The organism is Vibrio profundum, assembly GCF_050337555.1.
GTDB classification, from domain to species: domain Bacteria; phylum Pseudomonadota; class Gammaproteobacteria; order Enterobacterales; family Vibrionaceae; genus Vibrio; species Vibrio profundum.
Genome location: NZ_JAKJTA010000007.1, coordinates 36,648 through 58,539, shown reverse-complemented (window position 1 = coordinate 58,539; position 21,892 = coordinate 36,648). Strand labels below are relative to the sequence as shown.

General features: G+C 46.6%; 19 protein-coding genes. 17 read left to right on the top strand and 2 right to left on the bottom strand.

What is annotated here, in order from left to right; translation table 11 throughout:
• The first annotated feature begins 9 nt into the window (after positions 1–9).
• From uppS to L4C34_RS07705, 17 genes are all read left to right on the top strand, one after another.
• Positions 10–762, top strand: coding sequence for an undecaprenyl pyrophosphate synthase (gene uppS, locus L4C34_RS07785; protein WP_428788776.1), 753 nt, complete (start codon positions 10–12; stop codon positions 760–762).
• A 17-nt stretch (positions 763–779) separates the two neighbouring features.
• Complete coding sequence (locus L4C34_RS07780; RefSeq protein WP_428788775.1) at positions 780–1,622, top strand: phosphatidate cytidylyltransferase; 843 nt, start codon at positions 780–782, stop codon at positions 1,620–1,622.
• Between the two features lie 51 nt (positions 1,623–1,673).
• Entirely contained in the window at positions 1,674–2,882 is a 1,209-nt protein-coding gene (gene ispC / locus L4C34_RS07775) for a 1-deoxy-D-xylulose-5-phosphate reductoisomerase (protein WP_428788958.1), read from the top strand.
• Positions 2,879–4,237 carry a sigma E protease regulator RseP gene (rseP, locus tag L4C34_RS07770; RefSeq protein WP_428788774.1) on the top strand — a complete coding sequence of 453 codons (1,359 nt, stop codon included), beginning with the start codon at positions 2,879–2,881 and terminating at the stop codon, positions 4,235–4,237. The genes ispC and rseP overlap by 4 nt, the downstream gene beginning before the upstream one ends.
• 38 nt (positions 4,238–4,275) lie before the next feature.
• Positions 4,276–6,723 (top strand): outer membrane protein assembly factor BamA, encoded by a 2,448-nt coding sequence (gene bamA / locus L4C34_RS07765; RefSeq protein ID WP_428788773.1) that lies wholly within the window; start codon positions 4,276–4,278, stop codon positions 6,721–6,723.
• Between the two features lie 14 nt (positions 6,724–6,737).
• Complete coding sequence (locus L4C34_RS07760) at positions 6,738–7,247, top strand: OmpH family outer membrane protein (RefSeq protein WP_428788772.1); 510 nt, start codon at positions 6,738–6,740, stop codon at positions 7,245–7,247.
• A 7-nt stretch (positions 7,248–7,254) separates the two neighbouring features.
• Positions 7,255–8,286: a UDP-3-O-(3-hydroxymyristoyl)glucosamine N-acyltransferase gene (gene lpxD, locus L4C34_RS07755; RefSeq protein WP_428788771.1), complete on the top strand. Its 1,032-nt coding sequence runs from the start codon at positions 7,255–7,257 to the stop codon at positions 8,284–8,286.
• A gap of 101 nt (positions 8,287–8,387) precedes the next feature.
• Complete coding sequence (fabZ, locus tag L4C34_RS07750) at positions 8,388–8,840, top strand: 3-hydroxyacyl-ACP dehydratase FabZ (RefSeq protein ID WP_428788770.1); 453 nt, start codon at positions 8,388–8,390, stop codon at positions 8,838–8,840.
• A 1-nt stretch (position 8,841) separates the two neighbouring features.
• Positions 8,842–9,630 (top strand): acyl-ACP--UDP-N-acetylglucosamine O-acyltransferase, encoded by a 789-nt coding sequence (gene lpxA, locus L4C34_RS07745; RefSeq protein WP_428788769.1) that lies wholly within the window; start codon positions 8,842–8,844, stop codon positions 9,628–9,630.
• 133 nt (positions 9,631–9,763) lie between these two features.
• Positions 9,764–10,903, top strand: coding sequence for a lipid-A-disaccharide synthase (gene lpxB / locus L4C34_RS07740; protein ID WP_428788768.1), 1,140 nt, complete (start codon positions 9,764–9,766; stop codon positions 10,901–10,903).
• Between the two features lies 1 nt (position 10,904).
• Positions 10,905–11,537, top strand: coding sequence for a ribonuclease HII (rnhB, locus tag L4C34_RS07735; RefSeq protein ID WP_428788767.1), 633 nt, complete (start codon positions 10,905–10,907; stop codon positions 11,535–11,537).
• Between the two features lie 69 nt (positions 11,538–11,606).
• Positions 11,607–15,086, top strand: a complete 3,480-nt coding sequence (dnaE, locus tag L4C34_RS07730; protein WP_428788766.1) for a DNA polymerase III subunit alpha — start codon at positions 11,607–11,609, stop codon at positions 15,084–15,086.
• A gap of 36 nt (positions 15,087–15,122) precedes the next feature.
• The gene (accA, locus tag L4C34_RS07725; protein ID WP_428788765.1) at positions 15,123–16,082 is read left to right on the top strand and encodes an acetyl-CoA carboxylase carboxyl transferase subunit alpha; all 960 of its coding nucleotides are present in this window, start codon (positions 15,123–15,125) and stop codon (positions 16,080–16,082) included.
• 223 nt (positions 16,083–16,305) lie between these two features.
• Entirely contained in the window at positions 16,306–17,640 is a 1,335-nt protein-coding gene (tilS, locus tag L4C34_RS07720; protein ID WP_428788764.1) for a tRNA lysidine(34) synthetase TilS, read from the top strand.
• Positions 17,641–17,645: 5 nt separating this feature from the next.
• Positions 17,646–17,963 (top strand): c-type cytochrome, encoded by a 318-nt coding sequence (locus L4C34_RS07715; RefSeq protein WP_428788763.1) that lies wholly within the window; start codon positions 17,646–17,648, stop codon positions 17,961–17,963.
• 144 nt (positions 17,964–18,107) lie between these two features.
• Positions 18,108–18,446: a nitrogen regulatory protein P-II gene (gene glnB / locus L4C34_RS07710; RefSeq protein WP_428788762.1), complete on the top strand. Its 339-nt coding sequence runs from the start codon at positions 18,108–18,110 to the stop codon at positions 18,444–18,446.
• 40 nt (positions 18,447–18,486) lie between these two features.
• Positions 18,487–19,344, top strand: coding sequence for an endonuclease/exonuclease/phosphatase family protein (locus L4C34_RS07705; RefSeq protein ID WP_428788957.1), 858 nt, complete (start codon positions 18,487–18,489; stop codon positions 19,342–19,344).
• Between the two features lie 93 nt (positions 19,345–19,437).
• On the opposite strand, the gene L4C34_RS07700 is transcribed toward L4C34_RS07705, so the two are convergent.
• Together L4C34_RS07700 and gloB are read right to left on the bottom strand one after the other, a co-directional pair.
• Positions 19,438–21,033 carry a LysM peptidoglycan-binding domain-containing protein gene (locus L4C34_RS07700; RefSeq protein WP_428788761.1) on the bottom strand — a complete coding sequence of 532 codons (1,596 nt, stop codon included), beginning with the start codon at positions 21,031–21,033 and terminating at the stop codon, positions 19,438–19,440.
• 70 nt (positions 21,034–21,103) lie between these two features.
• Entirely contained in the window at positions 21,104–21,862 is a 759-nt protein-coding gene (gene gloB, locus L4C34_RS07695; RefSeq protein WP_428788760.1) for a hydroxyacylglutathione hydrolase, read from the bottom strand.
• Positions 21,863–21,892: the final 30 nt, after the last annotated feature.

Sequence of the window (21,892 nt, the reverse complement as noted above, 5' to 3'; positions counted from 1 at the left end):
TTAATCCATATGCAAAATTCACAACTTCCCCCTGAAGCCTTACCGAAACACATTGCGATTATTATGGATGGCAATGGTCGATGGGCAAAAGCTCAGGGTAAACCGCGCGTCTTTGGCCATAAAAATGGCGTGTCAGCTGTGCGAAAAACAATTTCGACGGCCGCCAAGCTAGGAGTGCAAGCGATCACTTTGTTTGCGTTTAGCAGTGAGAACTGGCGTCGACCGGAGAAAGAAGTGGGATTGTTGATGGAGCTGTTTATTGCCGCTTTATCGACGGAAGTCACTAAGCTGCATCGCAATAATTTGCGTCTGTGTGTGGTAGGTGACCTATCACGTTTTAGTCAGCGCCTGCAAAAGAAAATTTCCCAAGCCGAAGAGATGACGGCTAGCAATACTGGTATGGTGGTGAACGTTGCCGCGAACTACGGTGGTCGCTGGGATATAACACAGGCGGCTCGACAGCTTGCAGTACAGGTAGAAAACGGCCAGTTAAAAGCGCAGGACATAACCGAAGAACGTATCGCAAGTCAGCTCATGATGTCAGATTTGCCCGATGTTGACCTGTTGATTCGCACCAGTGGAGAGCGCAGGATTAGCAACTTTTTACTGTGGCAAGTTGCATACGCAGAAATGTATTTTACACCGACGTATTGGCCAGACTTTAATGAAGACAGCTTGGTTGAAGCTGTATCTTGGTTTGTCGATCGTGAAAGGCGGTTTGGTTGTACCGGTGAGCAAATCAAAGCGCTGATAGATAATTAATACAGGATTCAAACAGTTTGAAGCAAAGAATAATTACCGCATTGTTACTCGCCCCACTGGTTATATTGGGGATATTTCTTCTGCCATTGCCATGGTTTGCTGTTGCAATAGCCGGAGTGACTCTGATTGGTTTCTGGGAATGGACCCAGTTTGTGAACCACAAATCACGTTATCTCGCGTTGATCCCGAGCGTGCTACTGAGTGGTCTGAGTCTGTATCTGATCCCAATGGATCACGTTAGCTTAAATAGCCATTTACCCGCTTACTACTTCATATTGGCCGCTGGCGGTCTGTGGTGGATTGCTTCGAGTGTACTCGCGATTACTTACCCAAAATCTCGTCCCCTGTGGGAAGGATGCAATAGTGCTCGGCACTTGTTTGGCATCGTGACTCTATTACCCTTTTTTTGGAGTGTGTTGCTACTACGCGCCGAGGAAGTGGGCAATGACCCGTATCATGGTGCTAAATTGGTATTATTTGTCTGTTTGATAGTGTGGGCAGCAGATAGCGGCGCGTACTTCACGGGTAAAAGCTTCGGTAAACGCCGCATGGCACCTTCAGTCAGTCCGAATAAAACCATCGAAGGCTTAATTGGCGGGGTTGTCGCAGCCATTTTAGTTGCTTGCTTATCTGCGCATTGGTTTCAATTACACTTTGAAAATACCAGCACTATGGTCGTTATTACTTTATTTACGGTTGTTTTTTCAGTGTTAGGTGATTTGGTTGAAAGCATGTTCAAGCGTGTTTCAGGCATTAAAGACAGCAGCAAAATCATTCCAGGCCACGGTGGCGTACTGGATCGCATAGACAGTTTAACCGCCGCGTTTCCTATTTTTACCTTGCTGTATTTTCTGCTTTAGTGGCAGGTGAACAGATGCTTTTTCCTATGAACAAATTAGTGATGACTTATGATGCGTAAGATAACGATTTTAGGCGCGACCGGTTCAATCGGTGATAGCACGTTAAAAGTGATAGAGCACAATCGGGATAAGTATCAAGTTACCGCTTTAGTCGCGGGTAGCAATAGTGAAAAAATGCATCAGCTGTGCTGCCGCTTTCGCCCTGAATATGCGGTCATGGCTGACAAGGATGCGGCCTATCAGTTACAAGGCCTGCTTAAGCAGAGCGGGGTCGAAACACAAGTTTTAGCTGGTTCAGAGGCAGCTTGTCAGGTGGCATCATTACCCGAAGTTGATATGGTAATGGCCGCTATTGTTGGTGCTGCTGGATTGCTTCCGACTCTTGCCGCCGTTAAGGCTGGTAAACGTGTGCTCCTAGCGAATAAAGAAGCGCTTGTGATGACAGGGCAAATCTTCATGGACGCGGTGCACGCAAGTGGCGCTGAGCTTTTGCCTATCGATAGTGAGCACAATGCCATCTATCAGTGTTTTCCTGATGTTATCCAACAAAACTTAGGAAGATGCGATTTAGCCGCAAGCGGCGTTGACCACATTTTACTGACTGGTTCGGGTGGTCCACTGCGTGAAGCTGATATTGCAACGTTTTCTCAGGTAACGCCTCAGCAGGCAATTGCTCACCCTAACTGGTCGATGGGGCCGAAGATATCTGTCGACTCCGCAACCATGATGAATAAAGGGTTGGAGTACATTGAAGCTAAATGGCTGTTCAACACTCAACCAGAACAGTTAAAAGTACTGATTCACCCCCAATCGGTTATTCATTCCATGGTTCAGTATCAAGATGGCTCGGTGATTGCTCAATTAGGCCAACCTGATATGGCGACGCCTATAGCCTATGCAATGGCTTACCCAGAGCGGATTCAATCGGGCGTAGAGCCATTGAACTTCGCCAAAATTAGCCAACTGACCTTCGCTGAGCCAGACTACTCGCGTTACCCATGCTTGAAACTGGCGATTGATGCTTGCTACGCAGGGCAATACGCGACCACAGCCTTAAATGCGGCCAATGAAATTACGGTGGCCGCGTTCCTCAAAGAGAACATTCGTTTTACCGATATTAGCGTTGTCAACGACTTGGTGCTGAATAAAATCGAAGCAATGGCCAATGTTCGTAGCTGTAGTGACTTGGAAAGCTTGTTAGAGCTAGATAGAATAGCTCGCAATTATGCAGCGGAAGCGATACGCGGGCGCACTTTATGACCGGTTTCTTATGGGATCTTATTTCTTTTATCATTGCGCTTGGTATCTTGGTCGCCGTGCATGAATTTGGTCACTTCTGGGTGGCCCGCCGCTGCGGTGTAACGGTTGAAAAGTTTTCTATAGGGTTTGGTAAGGCAATTTGGAGCCGAATTGGTAAAGATGGCACTGAATATAGTGTGTGTCTTATTCCTTTGGGTGGCTACGTTAAAATGCTGGACGGCCGTGTGGACGAAGTGCCAGAGGAACAGAAGCCGTTTGCTTTTGACCAGCAATCGTTGTGGAAACGCACCGCGATAGTGGCAGCAGGCCCCATCTTCAATTTTGTGTTTGCAGTTTTTGCATACTGGTTAGTGTTTTTAATTGGCGTGCCAACGGTGAAGCCGGTTATTGGTCAGATAACACCAGCATCGATCGCCGCTAACGCAGGTTTGCTACCTGGTATGGAACTAAAGTCCATCTCTGGCGTCCAAACGCCTGATTGGGAGTCCGTGAATATGGGATTGATTTCTCATATTGGCGATAAGTCACTGACGGTTTCAGTAGCTCCTGCAGGTGATATAGGTGTTCAAGAGCGTAAGGTGTTGAATATTAGCTCTTGGCGCTTTGACCCAGAAGCGGGCTCGGCGATGCATGCGTTAGGGATTGTTCCCTATATTCCGGAAGTATTGCCAGTTTTATCGGTAGTAAACAAGGGTGGTGCTGGCTTTGCATCTGGCTTGCAGGCTGGCGACAAACTGTTGGCAATCGATGGGCAACCAATCAACAACTGGCAGCAAGTAGTCAGCGCTATCCAAGGTAATCCGAACACCCAATTGAGCTTTTCCGTAGATAGGCAAGGTCGCACCTTGTCTATTGTTCTGACTCCTGGCGGGAAAACATTAGCGAACGGTAAACTGATTGGTTTTGCCGGCATTGTACCGACAGCACAGCCTTGGCCTGAACAATATCGAATTGATTTACAATATGGCGCATTTGCCTCAGTAGGCAAAGCACTAGATAAAACTGGTCAAGTTATTGGGTTAACGGCCAGTATGTTGAAGAAGTTAGTGGTTGGAGATGTTGGATTAAATAACTTAAGTGGACCGATTTCTATTGCCAAAGGCGCAGGTACGACTGCGGAACATGGGCTGGTTTATTTCTTAGGTTTCCTAGCGTTAATCAGTGTTAACTTAGGCATCATCAACCTTGTCCCTCTCCCTATGTTGGATGGTGGACATTTACTGTTTTTTGCAATTGAAGCCGTGATTCGTCGACCGGTCCCAGAAAAGGTACAAGAAATGGGCTACCGAGTGGGAGGCGCGATTATTTTTTCTTTAATGGCATTGGCAATTTTTAATGATTTTACACGCCTCTAGTTAGGCAGCAGCTGTATCAAGGAATAACTAGAACTAATATGGCAATGAAAAAAGTTTTGTTAGCAACATTGATTGCAACAAGTGTCTGTGCAAATGCGGCTGAACACCACAAGAGCCCAGTTCAGGCTCAAAGTAGTCTTGAAGGGTTCGTTGTAAAAGATATCAAGTTTGAAGGCTTGCAGCGTGTGACATTAGGGGCGGCATTATTGGAAATGCCGATCCGGGTGGGCGATAGAGTGAATGGCAGCGATATCGCGGATATCATTCAGTCTATGTACGCTTCAGGTAACTACGAAGATATTCAAGTGTTACGTAATAACGACGTTTTGATCGTGAAAGTGCAAGAGCGTCCAACGATTGCGAGTCTTTCTTTTTCGGGTAACAAAAGTATTAAGGATGAGCAACTCAAGAAGAACCTCGGCGCTTCAGGCGTAGCGGTGGGTGATGCACTGGATAGAACCGCATTATCTAATATTGAGAAAGGCTTAGAAGACTTTTATTACAGTGTTGGTAAATACAACGCGACGGTAAAAGCGGTGGTGACGCCATTGCCACGCAATCGCGCTGATTTAAAGTTTGTCTTCACTGAAGGCCCCTCTGCAAAAATTGAACAAATCAACCTGATCGGTAACAAGGTTTTCTCAACCAACGTGTTGCTTGCGCATTTTAAATTGGATGCCGATGCACCATGGTGGAACTTCTTATCCGACGACAAGTACCAAAAGCAGGTGCTTGCGGGTGATTTGCAGTCGCTGAAATCTTATTATTTGGATCGTGGTTATGTAAAGTTTCAGATTGAATCGACTGAAGTCTCGATCTCGCCAGATAAAAAAGGTGTATACGTTACCTTGGTGCTTCACGAAGGGCAGCTTTATACGGTTAAGAAAATCGAGCTACGTGGCAACCTCATTGGTGAAAAGTCCAAGTTTGAGTCGATGATCCCATTTAAAGCGGGTGACACTTACAACGGTTCTAAAGTCACCAGCTTTGAAGATAGCATCAAGAAAGATCTCGGTAAGTCGGGATACGCCTACCCGAAAGTACAAACTGTGCCTCAGTTTGACGATAAGACCCACCAAGTCACCTTGGTCACGCATATCGATCCAGGCAAGCGTATGTACGTACAAGACATTCGCTTTACTGGAAATAACTCGACGAAAGATGAAGTATTACGCCGTGAAATGCGCCAAATGGAAAGCTCATGGCTCAATTCTAAGGATGTCGAAACAGGTAAGAAGCGCTTAAATCGTACCGGTTTCTTTAAGACTGTTGATGTGAAAACTGAGCGAGTACCAGGCACTCCAGACAAAGTGGACGTAGTCTATGATGTGGCTGAGGCCAACTCTGGTAGCGTAAACTTTGGTGTGGGTTATGGTACTGAATCAGGCGTTAGCTTCCAAGCAGGTTTGCAACAGTCGAACTTCTTGGGAACGGGTAATCGCGTAGGCATCACAGCGATGACCAACGATTATCAGAAGAACGTCAGCTTGAGCTATACCGACCCATACTGGAACCTTGACGGTGTCAGCATGGGCGGCAAAGTTTTCTATAACGAATTCGAAGCGTCGAATGCAGGCATCGTCGACTACACCAATAACAGTTATGGTACCAACCTGAACTGGGGCTTCCCGGTGGATGAGTTGAACCGACTTGGGCTTGGTGTGGGTTACACACGAAACGACATTGGTAACGTTCCGACTTACTTGCAAGCTGAGCAGTTTGCTAAGAGTATTGATCAATATGGCAACAGCCATCTGATTACTAATGACTATGACATTAACTTCAGTTGGACTCGTAACGCGCTAGATCGCTCTTACTTCCCAACAGCAGGTAACTATCAAAGTGCCTCGTATAAAATCACTGTACCGGGCTCAGGCGCGCAGTACTTTAAGATGCAATACGATGTTCGCCAATATATCCCTCTAACCAAAAAGCATGACTACACATTGTTGATGCGCGGTCGTTTAGGTTATGGTAACGGCTATGGTAAGACGAACGGTAACGATAACCTGTACCCATTTTATGAGAACTTCTATGCGGGTGGTTTCTCTACGTTACGTGGGTTTAGCCAAAACTCAGTCGGCCCGAAAGCGGTGTATCGCGATTACTCTGGTTCGAACAATGGTCAAGATTACGCGACTGACTCATCGGTGGGTGGTAACGCACAAGCGTTGGCCAGCTTAGAATTGATTGTACCGACTCCGTTCGCGTCCGATGAAGCTCGTAGTCAGATCCGTACCAGCTTGTTTATCGATGCGGCCAGCGTTTGGGATACCGAGTTTGATTACTCACCAAATCAAGTCGAATACGGTAACCAGTATTACTACGATTACTCCGATCCAACTGATTATCGTGCTTCTTACGGCGCTGCATTGCAGTGGATGTCTCCAATGGGACCTTTGGTTTTTGCCATTGCGAAACCTCTGAAAAAGTACGAAGGTGACGGTGAAGAGTTCTTTACATTTACTATCGGCAAAACTTTCTAATAAAGGAACATATTTTGAAAAACTTAATCAAAGCAGCGGGCCTTGGCCTAGTATTATTGAGCTCGTCTTTTTTTGCGAATGCGGCGCAAGCTGCGGAAAAAGTCGCATATGTGAACACGCCGGCTGTATTCCAAGCTTTGCCGCAACGTGAAGTCGCGATGAAGCAAATGCAGCAAGAGTTTAAAGACCGTGCTGCTGAACTGCAAAACATTAAAACTGAAGCTCAAGAAAAGATTCAGAAGCTTAAGCGTGATGGTTCTATCATGAAGCAGGCGGACGTGGAAAAACTGCGTATTGAGATTGGCCAGCTAGAATCAACTTACAAAATTAAAGGCCAAGCGTTAGAGCAAGAGTCTCAGCGTCGTGAAGGTCAAGAAAGACAGAAGCTGTTTAAAGTGATTCAAGCGGCTGTGAAAAAAGTGGCAACGAAACAAGGCTACGACATGGTTGTGGACGCGCAAGCACTTCGCTATGCAAATCCTAAGTACGATATTACCCAAGAAGTTATCAAAGAGCTGAAGTAATTTAGTTATGGTTAAATTGACGTTAGCCGAATTGGCAAAAGTGACAGGTGGTGAACTCCATGGTGATCAACAAGCAGTTGTGACCATGGTGGCGCCAATGAATAAAGCACAGGAAGGTCATGTGACTTTCTTGTCGTCGCCTAAGTATGCAAAGCATCTTGCTGAGTGTACGGCGACGCTTGTGATGGTGAAAGAAGCGCATAAGGATATGTGTAACACGAATGTGTTAGTGGTTGACGATCCTTATGTGGCCTTCGCCAAAGTAGCCCAAGCGTTAGATATTACTCCAAACCCCGCTAGCGGTATCGCGCCGTCTGCGGTGATAGATGACTCGGCTCGTTTAGGCGCGAATGTGTCTATTGGAGCCAATGCGGTGATTGAATCCGGTGTGGAGTTGGGTGATAACGCGATTGTTGGTGCTGGCTGCTTTATTGGTAAAAACACCAAGATCGGCCATCGCAGTAAACTTTGGGCTAACGTCACTATTTATCACGAAATTTCTATTGGTGATGATTGTTTAGTTCAATCTAACGCAGTGATTGGGTCGGATGGCTTTGGCTATGCGAATGAGAAAGGTGAGTGGATTAAGATCCCTCAGCTTGGTTCAGTGCTGATAGGCAATCGTGTAGAGATTGGTTCTTGTACCACCATAGATCGCGGTGCGCTGGAAGATACTATCATTGAAGATAACGTGATTCTCGATAATCAGTTGCAAGTCGCGCACAATGTAAAAATTGGCTACGGCACGGCAATGGCGGGTGGCACGATTATCGCGGGCAGCACCACCATTGGCAAATATTGTGTGATTGGTGGCGCCTCTGTGCTTAATGGGCATATTGAAATTGCAGATGGGGTGACGATCACTGGTATGGGCATGGTAATGCGCAGTATCAGTGAGAAAGGCATGTACTCATCAGGCATTCCATTGCAGTCCAATCGAGAGTGGCGCAAAATGGCGACGCGTGTTCATCGTATTGATGAAATGAATAAGCGCCTAAAAGCGGTTGAAAAGCAGCTTGATAATACTTCCGAGTCTTGATCTACGCTAATTTACAAAAGGCTCGCGAAAAGCGAGCCTTTTTCGTTTATAATGCGCGGTGTTGAGCAAATGACGTACATATTTTATATAGGAAAATGACTTTGACTACTGAAAATAAAACTATGAATATCACTGAGATACAAGAATTGTTGCCTCATAGATATCCTTTTTTGTTGATTGATCGCGTTATTGATTTCCAAGAAGAAAAATACCTAACAGCAATCAAAAACGTTTCAGTGAATGAGCCCCAGTTTACAGGTCATTTTCCTCAGTTGCCTGTTTTTCCAGGTGTGCTTATTCTAGAAGCAATGGCGCAAGCAACAGGTTTGCTGGCGTTTAAATCTTTTGGCGCTCCGTCAGAAAATGAGCTTTACTATTTTGCAAGTGTGGACGGCGCAAAGTTCCGTAAACCTGTGACTCCTGGCGATCAGCTAGTGATTGAAGTAGAGTTTGTTAAAGAGCGTCGCGGAATCGCCCAATTTAATGGAACGGCGAAAGTAGACGGTGAAGTTGTCTGTTCTGCTGTGCTGAAGTGTGCTCGCAGAGAGTTCTAATATGATTCATGAAAGTGCAAAAATTCACCCAAGCGCAGTCGTAGAAGAAGGCGCAAAGATTGGGGCGAATGTGGTTGTTGGGCCATTTACTTATATCACTGAAGATGTAGAGATTGGTGAAGGTACGGAGATCATGTCGCATGTGGTAATCAAAGGCCACACGGTGATTGGTAAGGATAACCGGATCTTCCCTCAAGCTGTGATTGGTGAAGAAAACCAAGATAAGAAATATGGCGGTGAAGAGACACGAGTGATTATCGGTGACCGCAATGTTATCCGTGAAAGTGTACAAATTCATCGCGGTACGGTACAAGATAAGACTCAAACCATTGTCGGCAACGACAATTTACTTTGTGTCAATGCCCATATCGCGCACGATGTGATTGTGGGTAATCATACGCATATTGGTAATAACTCAATTTTGGGTGGCCACGTGACGGTTGATGATTACGCGGGAGTCATGGCACTTTCTGCGATTCATCCTTTCTGCACGATTGGCGCTTACGCGTATATTGGCGGCTGCTCAGCGGTTGTACAAGATGTGCCTGCCTATGTGCTTGCGCAAGGTAACCACGCTTCACCATTTGGGCTGAACTTGGTTGGCTTGAAGCGGCATGGGTTTGAAAAGCCTGAGCTTCGAGCTCTGCAAAAAGCGTATAAAGAGTTGTACCGTTCAGGGAATACTCTTGAGATTACGCTACCTACTCTTAAAGAGATGGCGCAAGAATACCCGTCGATTCAACGTATGCTTGATGTGATTGAGAGTAGTGAACGCGGCATTATCCGCTGATCTGCCACAGGAATTAATAAAAAGATCGCTGCTTCGGTTGCGATCTTTTTGCTGTTTTTCGACAGCTAAATTAATGCTCATATCTGCCAATGGGCAACGTGAGTATTGGTTGTCAGAAGTAAGGTGAAAGCGCATGGCAAAACCACTGAGAATAGGTATCGTTGTTGGTGAACTATCCGGAGATACTCTGGGAGAAGGCCTGATCAAGGCTATCCAACAGCTGCATCCAGATGCTGAGTTTGTCGGTATTGGAGGCCCTAAGATGATGGCTCTCGGCTGCCAATCTCTGTTCAATATGGAAGAGCTCGCAGTGATGGGCTTGGTTGAAGTGTTGGGGCGTTTACCACGTTTACTTCGAGTAAAAAAAGAGCTGGTCAAATACTTTATATCTAACCCACCCGATGTTTTTATTGGTATTGATGCACCTGATTTCAATTTACGCTTAGAGCGAACTTTGAAAGATAGCGGCATTAAAACCGTGCACTATGTCAGCCCATCCGTTTGGGCATGGCGTCAGAAACGCATTTTTTCTATCCAAGCAGCCACCAACTTAGTGCTTGCTTTCTTACCCTTTGAAAAAGCCTTTTATGATAAGTTCGACGTGCCTTGTGAATTTATAGGTCACACTTTAGCCGATTCTATTCCAATGAAAACGGAGAAGGCTGCTGCTCGTATGGCGCTCAATCTTTCTCAAGATAAAAAGTGGTTGGCGGTACTGCCAGGCAGTCGTGGGAGTGAGCTGGCTATGCTGTGTGAGCCTTTTATTCAAACTTGTCAAAAGCTGCATCGCCAGTACCCAGATCTCGGCTTTGTCGTGGCTTTGGTCAATGAAAAGCGACGTCAGCAGTTTGAGCAGGCTTGGCAAGATTTAGCGCCAGAGCTTGAGTTTCAATTGGTGAATGATACAGCGCATAACGTTATTGCTGCGTCTGATGCGGTGTTACTGGCGTCGGGGACTGTCGCACTAGAGTGCATGCTGATAAAACGGCCAATGGTGGTGGGATACAAGGTAAACGCTATCACCGCATGGATCGCGAAGAAGTTGGTCAAAACCGATTATGTGTCTTTGCCTAATATTCTCGCTGAGCAAGAGCTGGTTAAAGAACTATTGTTAGAAGATTGCACCCCAGACAAGTTGTTTGAGGCAGTGAGCGAGCTGTTGGATTCGGATAATCAGGCTCTGATTGAGAAGTTTACCGAAATGCATCATTGGATTCGCAAAGGTGCCGACCAACAAGCCGCCAACGCCGTATTAAAATTGATCGACGCATAAGATGATAAAGAAAAAGACGACTCAACCTGAATTTGCCCCTTTTGAATACCCTGAGGGCATTGAGCTTATCGCGGGTATTGATGAGGTTGGGCGAGGCCCACTCGTGGGTGATGTGGTGACTGCTGCTGTGATACTCGATCCGAATCAACCAATAGTTGGTCTCACGGATTCTAAAAAGTTATCGGAAAAGAAACGCTTAGCTTTGTTTCCTGAAATAAAAGAAAAAGCACTGGCGTGGTCAATTGGCCGCTGCTCACCTCAGGAAATCGACGAGCTTAATATTTTACAGGCGACCATGGTCGCCATGCAGCGCGCTATTGCTGGACTGCATATTGCTCCTCAGTACTGCTTGATCGATGGCAATCGGGTGCCACAACTGCCAATGGATGCGGAAGCTGTCGTGAAAGGCGATTTACGTGTCGCTGAGATCAGTGCGGCCTCTATTTTGGCGAAAGTTGTGCGTGACCAAGAAATGTTAGATCTGGATAAACTTCATCCAGAATTTGGGTTTGCCAATCACAAAGGTTACCCAACCAAAGCGCACTTGGAAGCGATAGAAAAGTATGGCGTTATCGATTCATACCGAAAAAGCTTTAAGCCAGTGCAGCGCGTGTTAGCTGCTCAACAAGGTTAGCCGCTCAACAAGAAGGGTAATCGATGCAGGCGGTATAGCATTCGCTAACGCTGCAATCAGGACGGAAATATGCCAGAACCTAAATTTATCCATTTAAAAGTTCACAGTGACTATTCCATGGTGGATGGGCTTGCCAAGGTCCCGCAGTTAATCAAAGCCGTGGCTGAAATGGGCATGCCTGCCGTTGCACTGACCGATTTTAGCAACCTGTGTGGGTTGGTGAAGTTTTATGGCGCAGCGCACAATAGTGGCGTGAAGCCTATTATCGGTGCGGACTTCATGCTGCAATCTGATTTGTTTGGCGACGAGCTGACCAAGCTAACGGTACTGGCCGCTGATAATATTGGTTATAAAAACCTGACGTTGCTGATTTCTAAAGCTTATCTCCGCGGCCATGTACAGCATCTACCCGTGATCGATAGATCTTGGCTCACGGAACTCAATGAAGGCTTGATTCTCTTATCTGGAGGCAAGAGCGGTGAAGTGGGTCGTGCCTTACTGAAAGGCAATCACGCTCTGGTGCAGCAGTGTGTCGATTTTTATCAGCACCACTTTCCTGACCGTTTTTATCTGGAGTTGCAGCGTACTGGACGCCTTGACGAAGAAACCTACCTCCATTTTGCACTAGAGCTTGCTGGGCAAGCCGATTTGCCAGTCGTGGCCACTAACGACGTGGTGTTTCTCACTCAAGATCGTTTCGACGCCCACGAGATTCGGGTGGCTATCCATGATGGTTACACCATCGAAGACCCGAGAAGGCCAAAAAATTACAGTGAACAGCAATATCTGCGCAGCGAAGATGAAATGTGCCAGTTGTTCTTTGATATCCCAGAAGCGCTACAAAATAGTGTTGAAATCGCGAAACGTTGTAATGTCACAGTGCGACTCGATGAGTACTTCTTGCCTGCTTTCCCAACGGAAGGCATGAAAGAAACAGAATTTTTGGTTAAAAAATCGGAAGAGGGACTCGAAGATCGTTTAGCGTTCTTGTTCCCTAATCCTGCGGTGCGAGCTGAACGCCGCCCTGAGTATGATGATCGTTTGAAAATCGAGCTGGAAGTCATCAATAACATGGGTTTCCCCGGCTATTTCTTGATAGTCATGGAGTTTATCCAGTGGTCTAAAGATAATGATATTCCAGTCGGACCAGGACGTGGCTCCGGTGCGGGTTCTTTGGTGGCGTATGCGTTGAGCATTACCGATCTTGATCCGCTGGAATACGATTTGTTGTTCGAGCGATTTTTGAACCCTGAACGTGTCTCGATGCCCGATTTTGATGTCGATTTCTGTATGGATAAACGCGATCAAGTAATTGATCATGTTGCAGAAATGTATGGCCGTGATGCGGTATCACAGATTATTACTTTCGGCACTATGGCTGCCAAAGCTGTGATTCGAGATGTGGGGCGCGTACTCGGGCATCCATTTGGTTTTGTTGATCGACTGTCTAAATTGGTACCGCCTGATCCGGGTATGACGTTAGAAAAAGCTTTTAAAGCTGAACCTACGTTAGTTGAGCTATATGACAATGACGAAGAGGTCAAAGAGCTCATCGACATGTGTCGCATCCTAGAAGGGTGTACTCGAAACGCAGGTAAGCATGCCGGCGGCGTAGTGATATCGCCAACCACCATCACCGACTTTGCGCCAATTTATGCCGACTCTGAAGGTCATTTCCCTGTTACTCAGTTTGATAAAAACGATGTGGAAACGGCTGGCTTGGTCAAGTTCGACTTTTTGGGGCTGCGAACTCTCACGATCATTGACTGGGCTCTTGGCCTTATTAACCCTAAGCTGGAAAAAGAAGGGCGAGCGCCGATCAAGATAGAATCGATTCCTCTTGATGATGCCCGTTCATTCCAATTGTTGCAAAATTCAGAAACAACCGCGGTTTTCCAGCTTGAATCACGCGGTATGAAGGATCTGATTAAACGATTACAGCCAGACTGCTTCGAAGATATCATCGCCTTGGTAGCCTTGTTCAGACCGGGCCCCTTGCAATCGGGCATGGTAGATAACTTTATCGACCGAAAGCATGGCCGAGAAGCTGTCTCTTACCCAGATGAGAAGTGGCAGCATGAGACGTTAAAAGAAACGCTTGAACCGACTTACGGCATCATCTTGTATCAAGAACAGGTGATGCAAATTGCGCAGATTCTTGCTGGCTATACGCTTGGCGGCGCCGATATGCTGCGTCGTGCTATGGGTAAGAAAAAGCCGGAAGAAATGGCCAAGCAGCGGGCAGTGTTTGAAGAAGGAGCGATCAACAATGGCGTAGATGGCGAGTTGGCGATGAAGATCTTCGACTTGGTAGAGAAATTTGCGGGCTACGGCTTTAACAAATCTCACTCTGCGGCCTATGCACTGGTTTCCTACCAAACATTGTGGCTAAAAACGCATTACCCAGCGGAGTTTATGGCTGCGGTAATGACCGCAGATATGGACAATACTGAGAAGGTTGTCGGTTTGGTGGATGAATGCCACCGAATGAAGTTGCCAGTGCTACCACCGGACATTAACGCTGGTTTATATCGATTCAATGTCGATGAATCAGGGGCGATTGTCTATGGCATTGGCGCTATTAAGGGCGTCGGAGAAGGCCCAATTGATGTTATTTTAGAAGCACGAAATCAAGGTGGTCATTTTAAAGACTTATTCGATTTCTGCGCACGAATTGACATTAAAAAAGTCAATAAACGGGTTATTGAAAAGTTAATTCATGCGGGCGCGCTCGATAGGCTCGGCCCACACCGCGCGGCAATGATGGCATCACTAGACGATGCGGTGAAAGCGGCCAGCCAGCATCACCAAGCCGAATCCTTTGGCCAATCTGATATGTTTGGTGTATTGACTGAAGCGCCCGATGAAGTGGAGCACAAATATGCTCAGGTTGCGCCTTGGCCAGAAAAAATATGGTTAGAGGGAGAGCGAAATACGCTCGGGCTTTACCTGACAGGGCATCCAGTTAACGAGTACATTAAAGAGTTGAACCGATACACCAGTTGCCGGTTGAAAGATGCGACACCCACTAGGCGTGATCAATCCATTACAATTGCCGGTTTAGTGATTGCTGCACGGGTAATGACAACCAAGCGCGGCAGTCGTATTGGCCTCATGACATTGGACGATCGTTCCAGTCGAATGGAGGTGATGTTATTTTCGGATGCGCTAGAAAGGTATGCAGAGCTGCTAGAAAAGGATAAAATCCTCGTGGTGACGGGACAGGTCAGCTTTGATGATTTCAATGGTGGTCTTAAAATGTCCGCTCGCGAAGTTATGGACCTAGGGGATGCCCGTGAAAAATATACACGAGGTTTGTCCATATCGATAAATGAATCCCAAATTGACAGCCAGTTCTTTGAACGTTTTGGTCAAATATTAGAACCGCACAGAGCGGGTTCTGTACCTGTCAATATATATTACCAGCGGTCTGACGCAACAGCGAAAATGACGTTAGGCACTGAATGGCGAGTAACGCCAGCAGATGCGTTGCTAGATGAATTAAAACAACTACTTGGTGCAAACCAAGTGGAACTCGAATTTAACTGATTCTCGACCTATGGTTGAGTGGAAAAGGATCGATAGATGAGCCTAAACTTTCTAGAATTTGAAAAGCCAATTGCGGAACTTGAAGCAAAAATTGAAGCCCTTCGAGGTGTTTCTCGTCACGGTGGAGACGCGGCAGTTGATCTAGATAAGGAAATCGAACAACTTGAAAAGAAAAGCCTTGAACTGAAGAAGAAAATCTTTAGCGACCTAGGGGCATGGGAAACTGCGCAGCTTGCGCGTCACCCTCAGCGTCCTTACACGTTAGATTATCTAGAGCATGTCTTTACTGAGTTTGACGAGTTGGCTGGTGATCGAGCGTTTGCTGATGACAAGGCTATCGTGGGCGGTATTGCTCGCCTAGAAGGTCGCTCAGTAATGGTTATTGGTCACCAAAAAGGCCGTGAAACCAAAGAAAAAGTGAAGCGTAACTTTGGTATGCCTAAGCCTGAAGGTTACCGTAAAGCGCTGCGCCTAATGAAAATGGCAGAGCGTTTCAACATGCCAATCGTTACTTTCATCGATACGGCTGGCGCTTATCCAGGTGTTGGCGCGGAAGAGCGTGGCCAATCAGAAGCTATTGCGACTAATTTGAAAGTGATGTCAAGCCTGAAAGTGCCAGTTATCTGTAACGTGATTGGCGAAGGCGGCTCTGGTGGTGCATTGGCTATTGGTGTGGGTGATTATGTCAATATGTTGCAATACTCAACGTACTCAGTGATTTCACCTGAAGGTTGCGCCTCTATCTTATGGCGTGATTCAGAAAAAGCGCCACAAGCTGCAGAAGCAATGGGCTTAATCGCGCCACGTTTGAAAGAACTTGAGCTCATCGATGATATTATTGAAGAGCCACTAGGCGGCGCACATCGTGATTACAAACAGATGGGCGAGAACATGAAAGCGACGTTGCTTGCTCAGTTAAAAGAGCTAGATAAGTACACCAAAGAAGCGTTGCAAGAACGCCGTTACCAACGCCTAATGAGTTACGGTTACTGCTGATCCTTGAATCAACGTCTGCTCGCTTTACCGGGTAGAAGGGTATTCAAAGTAAAGAAAGGGTCGACATAGTCGGCCCTTTTTACGTATTTATATTGATGCAGCTAAAGTTAACTCGACTCTTTGTATGTGTAATGAGTCTTCAGAAGAATTGCGTTGAGAGCAGCTGAGCTGAGAGAATTCAAGGACTAAGCCGTCGCAGCGGTGACTCGATAAAGAGGGAGCAATGAAAGACTTATACAGGCTTTTTTGTGAGCAGGTAAGCCAAGTACGACGACCTAGCGGCCAATTAGTGTTGGCACTAAGTGGTGGTATGGACTCAAGAGTATTGTTGGATCTGATGGCTCGTTATCGAGTCGATGAAGGCATTTCTTGCCAAGCGGTATACGTGAATCATGGACTGAGTCCGAATGCGGTGGGGTGGGGCGAGCAATGTCAACAATGGTGTCAGGAATATGGCATTCCACTGTCCATTGAAATGCTTAACTTAGACATCTCCACCGGAGACAGCATTGAGCAAGAGGCGCGGCAAGGGCGTTACACTGCTCTGCAAGGTTACCTGTTGGAAGGTGATATCTTACTGACTGGTCAACATGGCGAAGATCAAATTGAGACACTGTTGCTGGCCCTCAAGCGGGGCAGTGGGCCGAAAGGGCTTTCTGCTATGGCGGCGTGTAAACCATTTTCGGCTGGGTATTTGTTAAGGCCATTATTAGCCTGCACCAAAGCAGACATTGAGCACTACGCGCACACTCAACAATTACAATGGGTTGAAGATGAGAGTAATCAAGACCAACGCTTTGACCGCAATTTTCTACGCCATGAAGTGACCCCAGCGTTGATACAACGTTGGCCGGGCTTTCATCAAGCAGTGCAACGCAGTGCGACCTTATGCGCTGAGCAAGAGGCTTTACTGAATGAATTACTGGCCGCCCCATTTGAACAAGCGCTACAAGCCGATTTGAGCTTGTCGGTTGCGGTGTTGGACAATTGCAGCGAACGCGCTCGCTGGCAACTACTGCGTATGTGGTTTGCGCATTTAGGTCTCTTGATGCCCAGCCAAGTTCAGCTTAAGCAGGTTTGGGAAAATGTCGCTTTAGCTCGCTCCGGTGCAAACCCAAGCGTGACTCTGACTTATGGCCAAGTACGCCGTTTTGAACAGCGACTATTCTTAGTGGCTGATTATGCCGATGTGAGTGATTGGCAGCATGAAATGGGCCCAGAGCAAGCATTGACACTGCCTGATGGGCTTGGCCAAATCGCATTGCAATCGTCGAACACTGGTCAGCTTGGTCTGACGAAAGCACAATTGGGCAAGCTACGGATTACGTTTGACCCAGAAGGACTTTCTGCGCATCCGGTAGAGAGGAAACACAGCCGTAAGCTTAAGAAGCTGTTTCAAGAATATGCGGTGCCGAGTTGGCTAAGACGCAGAACGCCGATTTTAATGTGTGGTGATCAATTGGTGGCGGTCGCCGACTTGTTTGTCGATAAAGCCTTTCAAGGGCAAGATTATCAACTGATCTGGCATCAACCAAAAACAATAAAAAATAGGAATTGAGGGCAATGAAGAAAGTCATATATGGGATCGTCGTAGCGATGGGTTTGTTGGGTAGCTCGATTGCTTTTGCTCAAGGGGATGCTGCCGCGGGTAAAGCGAAATCTATGGTGTGTTCAGCCTGTCACGGTAGTGATGGTATCGCCGCGATTCCCGGCTATCCAGATCTCAAAGGGCAAAATGAACAATACTTGATAAATGCACTGACGGCTTATAAAAATGGTCAGCGCGCGGGAGGGTATTCCAACATTATGCAAATTCAAGCCAAACTGTTATCTGAGCAAGATATCAAAAACCTCGCCGCTTACTACGCTAATCTAAAGTAATTGTGCCAATCTGAAGTATGAGCCAGTACTGAAAGCGGCCTATTGAGATTAATGATGTCTGCTTATCAAGTCTGTTCTGAGTGTGTTGAATGTTCCAATTAACTCACTGATAATGGGCTGGTTCATCAATGTGTAGGGAAAAACATGAAAAAAGTCGAAGCAATCATCAAACCTTTTAAACTTGATGACGTTAGAGAGGCACTGGCGGAAGTTGGGATCACAGGTATGACGGTCTCGGAAGTGAAAGGGTTTGGCCGTCAAAAAGGCCACACTGAACTTTATCGCGGCGCAGAGTATATGGTCGACTTCCTGCCGAAAGTGAAGTTAGAGATTGTTGTTACAAGTGACGTGCTTGATCAATGTGTCGATACTATTATTGAAACGGCGCAAACTGGAAAAATTGGTGATGGTAAGATTTTTATCACCGACATCGAACGTGTAGTACGTATCCGTACTGGCGAAGAAGACGACGACGCAATTTAAATGTAAATAGATGAGAGGAGCCCATCGCTCCTTTTTCTTTATGGGTAGAAAAACAAAGATAATTGGTATTCTGACGGCGGTATCAACGTCGATGGTGGCGGGCTATTCACTGGTGTTCGAATTGCCTAGTGCTCCCACCATATCAGTGATAGATGGCCAGCAACTGGCTAAGCATTTGATGTGTTATGAAAATGCCGCCGCGCCAGCAATTGACCGACATGGTCAATTGGAAGTGTTGGTCTGGAATATTTATAAGCAAAATCGCCCTAATTGGCAATCTGAACTTACCCAATATACTCAGAGCTCGCATCTGGTCTTGTTACAAGAAGCGAGCTTAACGCCCGAGTTTATCCACTGGATTAAGGACACAGGCTTAGTCGCTCTACACGTGGACGCTTTTAAAGCCTTTAATGTGCCAGCGGGCGTTTCGACTTTATCTCATTCCGCTCCGTTGTTTTCTTGTGCTTACACAGAAAAAGAGCCCTGGATTCGATTACCTAAATCCGGCTTATACAGTTTGTATCCTTTGTCGAATGGGCAAAAGTTAGCCGTGGTGAACCTGCATGCGATCAATTTCACTTATGGCACCAAAGACTATTTTGAGCAGATAAAAACTTTGATCGGTCGGCTACATGACCATGATGGCCCGGTAATCATCGCGGGAGATTTTAACAGCTGGAGCGCTGCTCGATTGAAATCACTGAAGAAAAACCTACATAAAATCAATGTTGAAGAAGCGCAGTTTTCCCCAGACAACCGTAAATTATTTATTAATGGGTTGCCTTTAGATCATTTGTTTTATCGAGGATTAATGCTTGAAAGTGCTGAGGCGCCAGTGACGACCGCCTCAGATCATAATCCACTCATTGTGCGTTTTCGGCTGGACAGTGATTTTTAATGTCGATTAAGTTTAGCAGCTTAATCATGGGCAACAAAAAGATAACGGGTAACAAAAAGGGCCGAATTAATCGGCCCTTTTTACGTATTTTCTTTATACACTCACTTTCGTGACGTCCACATACAGCTTAAGTTTTTGTCCCGGTTGAATATATTTCTGATTTGCCAAGTCGTTCCATTTTACGATGTCTCGACTATGGACTTTGAACTTACTCGCGATCGCGTCGATAGTATCGCCTGAGCGCACGCGATAAAAGACAGTGCGGATAATCGCGCCATCGGTGGCTTTCTTCCAGATAACCAGATGTTGGCCTAGACGTAACACATCTTTTGGCCCCATGCCATTCCACTTCGCTAGCGATGTGTACGACACTTTGTTTTCACGGGCTATCGTCCATAGGCTGTCACCTGATACGACGGTGTGAGTTAGCTTATATTGGCCACGAGATTTGTCTTGGATTTTCGCTAATCGATTGGACGCGCTGAGTGCGTAGGCCTGATCATTCCTAGTCGATGTAGGGATAAGCAAATAATGGCCAGCTCGAATGTTATTGCCAGATAAGTTGTTCGCCACACGAATAACTTTGACGGTGGTGTTGTATTTATCGGCTAACACGCCAAGTACATCACCCTGCTTCACTTTGTAGCGTATCAGCTTCATACCCTTGCCAGGGTTTTCTGCGAGTTCTTTCTTAAAGTGTGCAACAGAATCTATAGGCAGCAGTAACTGCTGTGGACCACTTGGTGCGGTCGCCCATTGATTATAAGCAGGGTTCAGCTCTTGCAGTTGTTTGACTGAGATATTTGCATAGCGCGCGGCGATCGCGAGATCGAGCTGCTCTTTCGGGTTGATAAGCTCAACAGCAGGGCGGTTGGCAATCGGCGGGATGTCGATGCCGTATTTCTTTTGGTGCGCAATGATATCGGCCAAAGCTAAGAGTTTTGGCACGTAGGCGCTAGTTTGGTCTGGTAAATCAATAGAAAAGAAATCAGTAGGTCTGCCGAGTCGTCTATTACGCTCAACGGCTCTTGATACTCGGCCAGGCCCGCCGTTATAGGCTGCAATTGCTAAGTCCCAGTTGCCGTCAAACATCCTGTTGAGTCGAGTTAGGTAGTCGAGGGCGGCGTCGGTAGAAGCGGAAACATCTCGGCGTCCGTCGTACCAAAAGTCTTGCCTCAAGCCCAGTCCTTTTGCTGTGCCCGGTACAATTTGCCAAAGGCCAGAGGCGCTGCCATGAGAGTAAGCAAATGGGTCAAAAGCACTTTCAACTACAGGAAGCAAAGCAAGCTCTAAAGGTAGACCGCGTTTTTCAATTTTTTCTGTGATCATATACAGAAAAGGTGCAGCACGCTCAGAGACGACTTTTAAATGGCTTGGGTGAGTAATATACCAAGTGCGGTAGTAATCAACCAGTCGGTTATTCGGCACACGCAAGTGCAGTTGCATGCCAATACGATGCCAGACATCTTTTTGGCTTTGTGGTGTAATACGAGGCGCGGCTGTGCGAGCTAATGGAGCGCGATTTTCATGGATAACCGATACAGGCGCATCGTGAGTTTCAGATGCTACCTTCTTACTGTGAGAAGGAGTGTTGGTGGTGTCGGTTTGGTCGATGGTTTGGTCAGAAGACTGGGTAAGTTGACATCCTGATAATAGGAGCGCCAACACCCAGCTGTATTTTGCTCGCATTGCACAGCCCTTTTAGTAAACGGCTGCTGATGATACTTGTCACGCTATGCCTCTGACAAGTAACAATTTGTCAAAATTCGTTTTTCCACTCACGCAAAGCCGTAAAAATTGACAGCGGATCGGTTTTGTCGGTTCTATTCGCCACCGATTTGATAACACTTGGCTGATCGTAACGTAGAAAAGGGTTAATCCATTTCTCTTGACGAAGGGTGGTTGGTAGCGTCGGGCGGTCTTGTGCGCGCAGTCGGATGACAGTGTCTCGATACTGGCGTAGTTGAGCATTATTAGGTTCCACCGCCAGCGCAAAAGCGACGTTGCTCGCGGTATATTCGTGTGCGCAATAGACTTGGGTTTCTTCTGGTAGGGCGCAAAGTTTAGTGAGCGAGGTCAGCATTTGCTGCATGGTGCCTTCAAACACGCGTCCGCACCCCGCAGAAAAGAGCACGTCACCACAGAACAGTTTGCCATCACCGACATAGCCGACATGACCATGAGTATGACCTGCGAGACCAAGCACAAAGAATATTTCGCCAAATAGTTCAATCTGGTCGCCGGCGCTTACTGGGTGAGTGAGAGTGGGCACAGGTTCGCTGGATGGCCCAACCACATTGATACCTGGATTTTGCCTAACCAATTCCGCCACGCCGCCAATATGGTCGTGATGGTGATGAGTAATTAGAATCGCATCGAGCTTGAGTTGGTGTTGCTCAAGGTAGGCAAGAACAGGCGCGGCATCGCCTGGGTCGACCACGGCGCAGTAATTGTCGCTATTTTGGATCAGCCAGATGTAATTATCGTTAAATGCGGGTATGCTTTTGATATGTAACATGCTTCAGCCTCTTTACGACTAACCAATAAA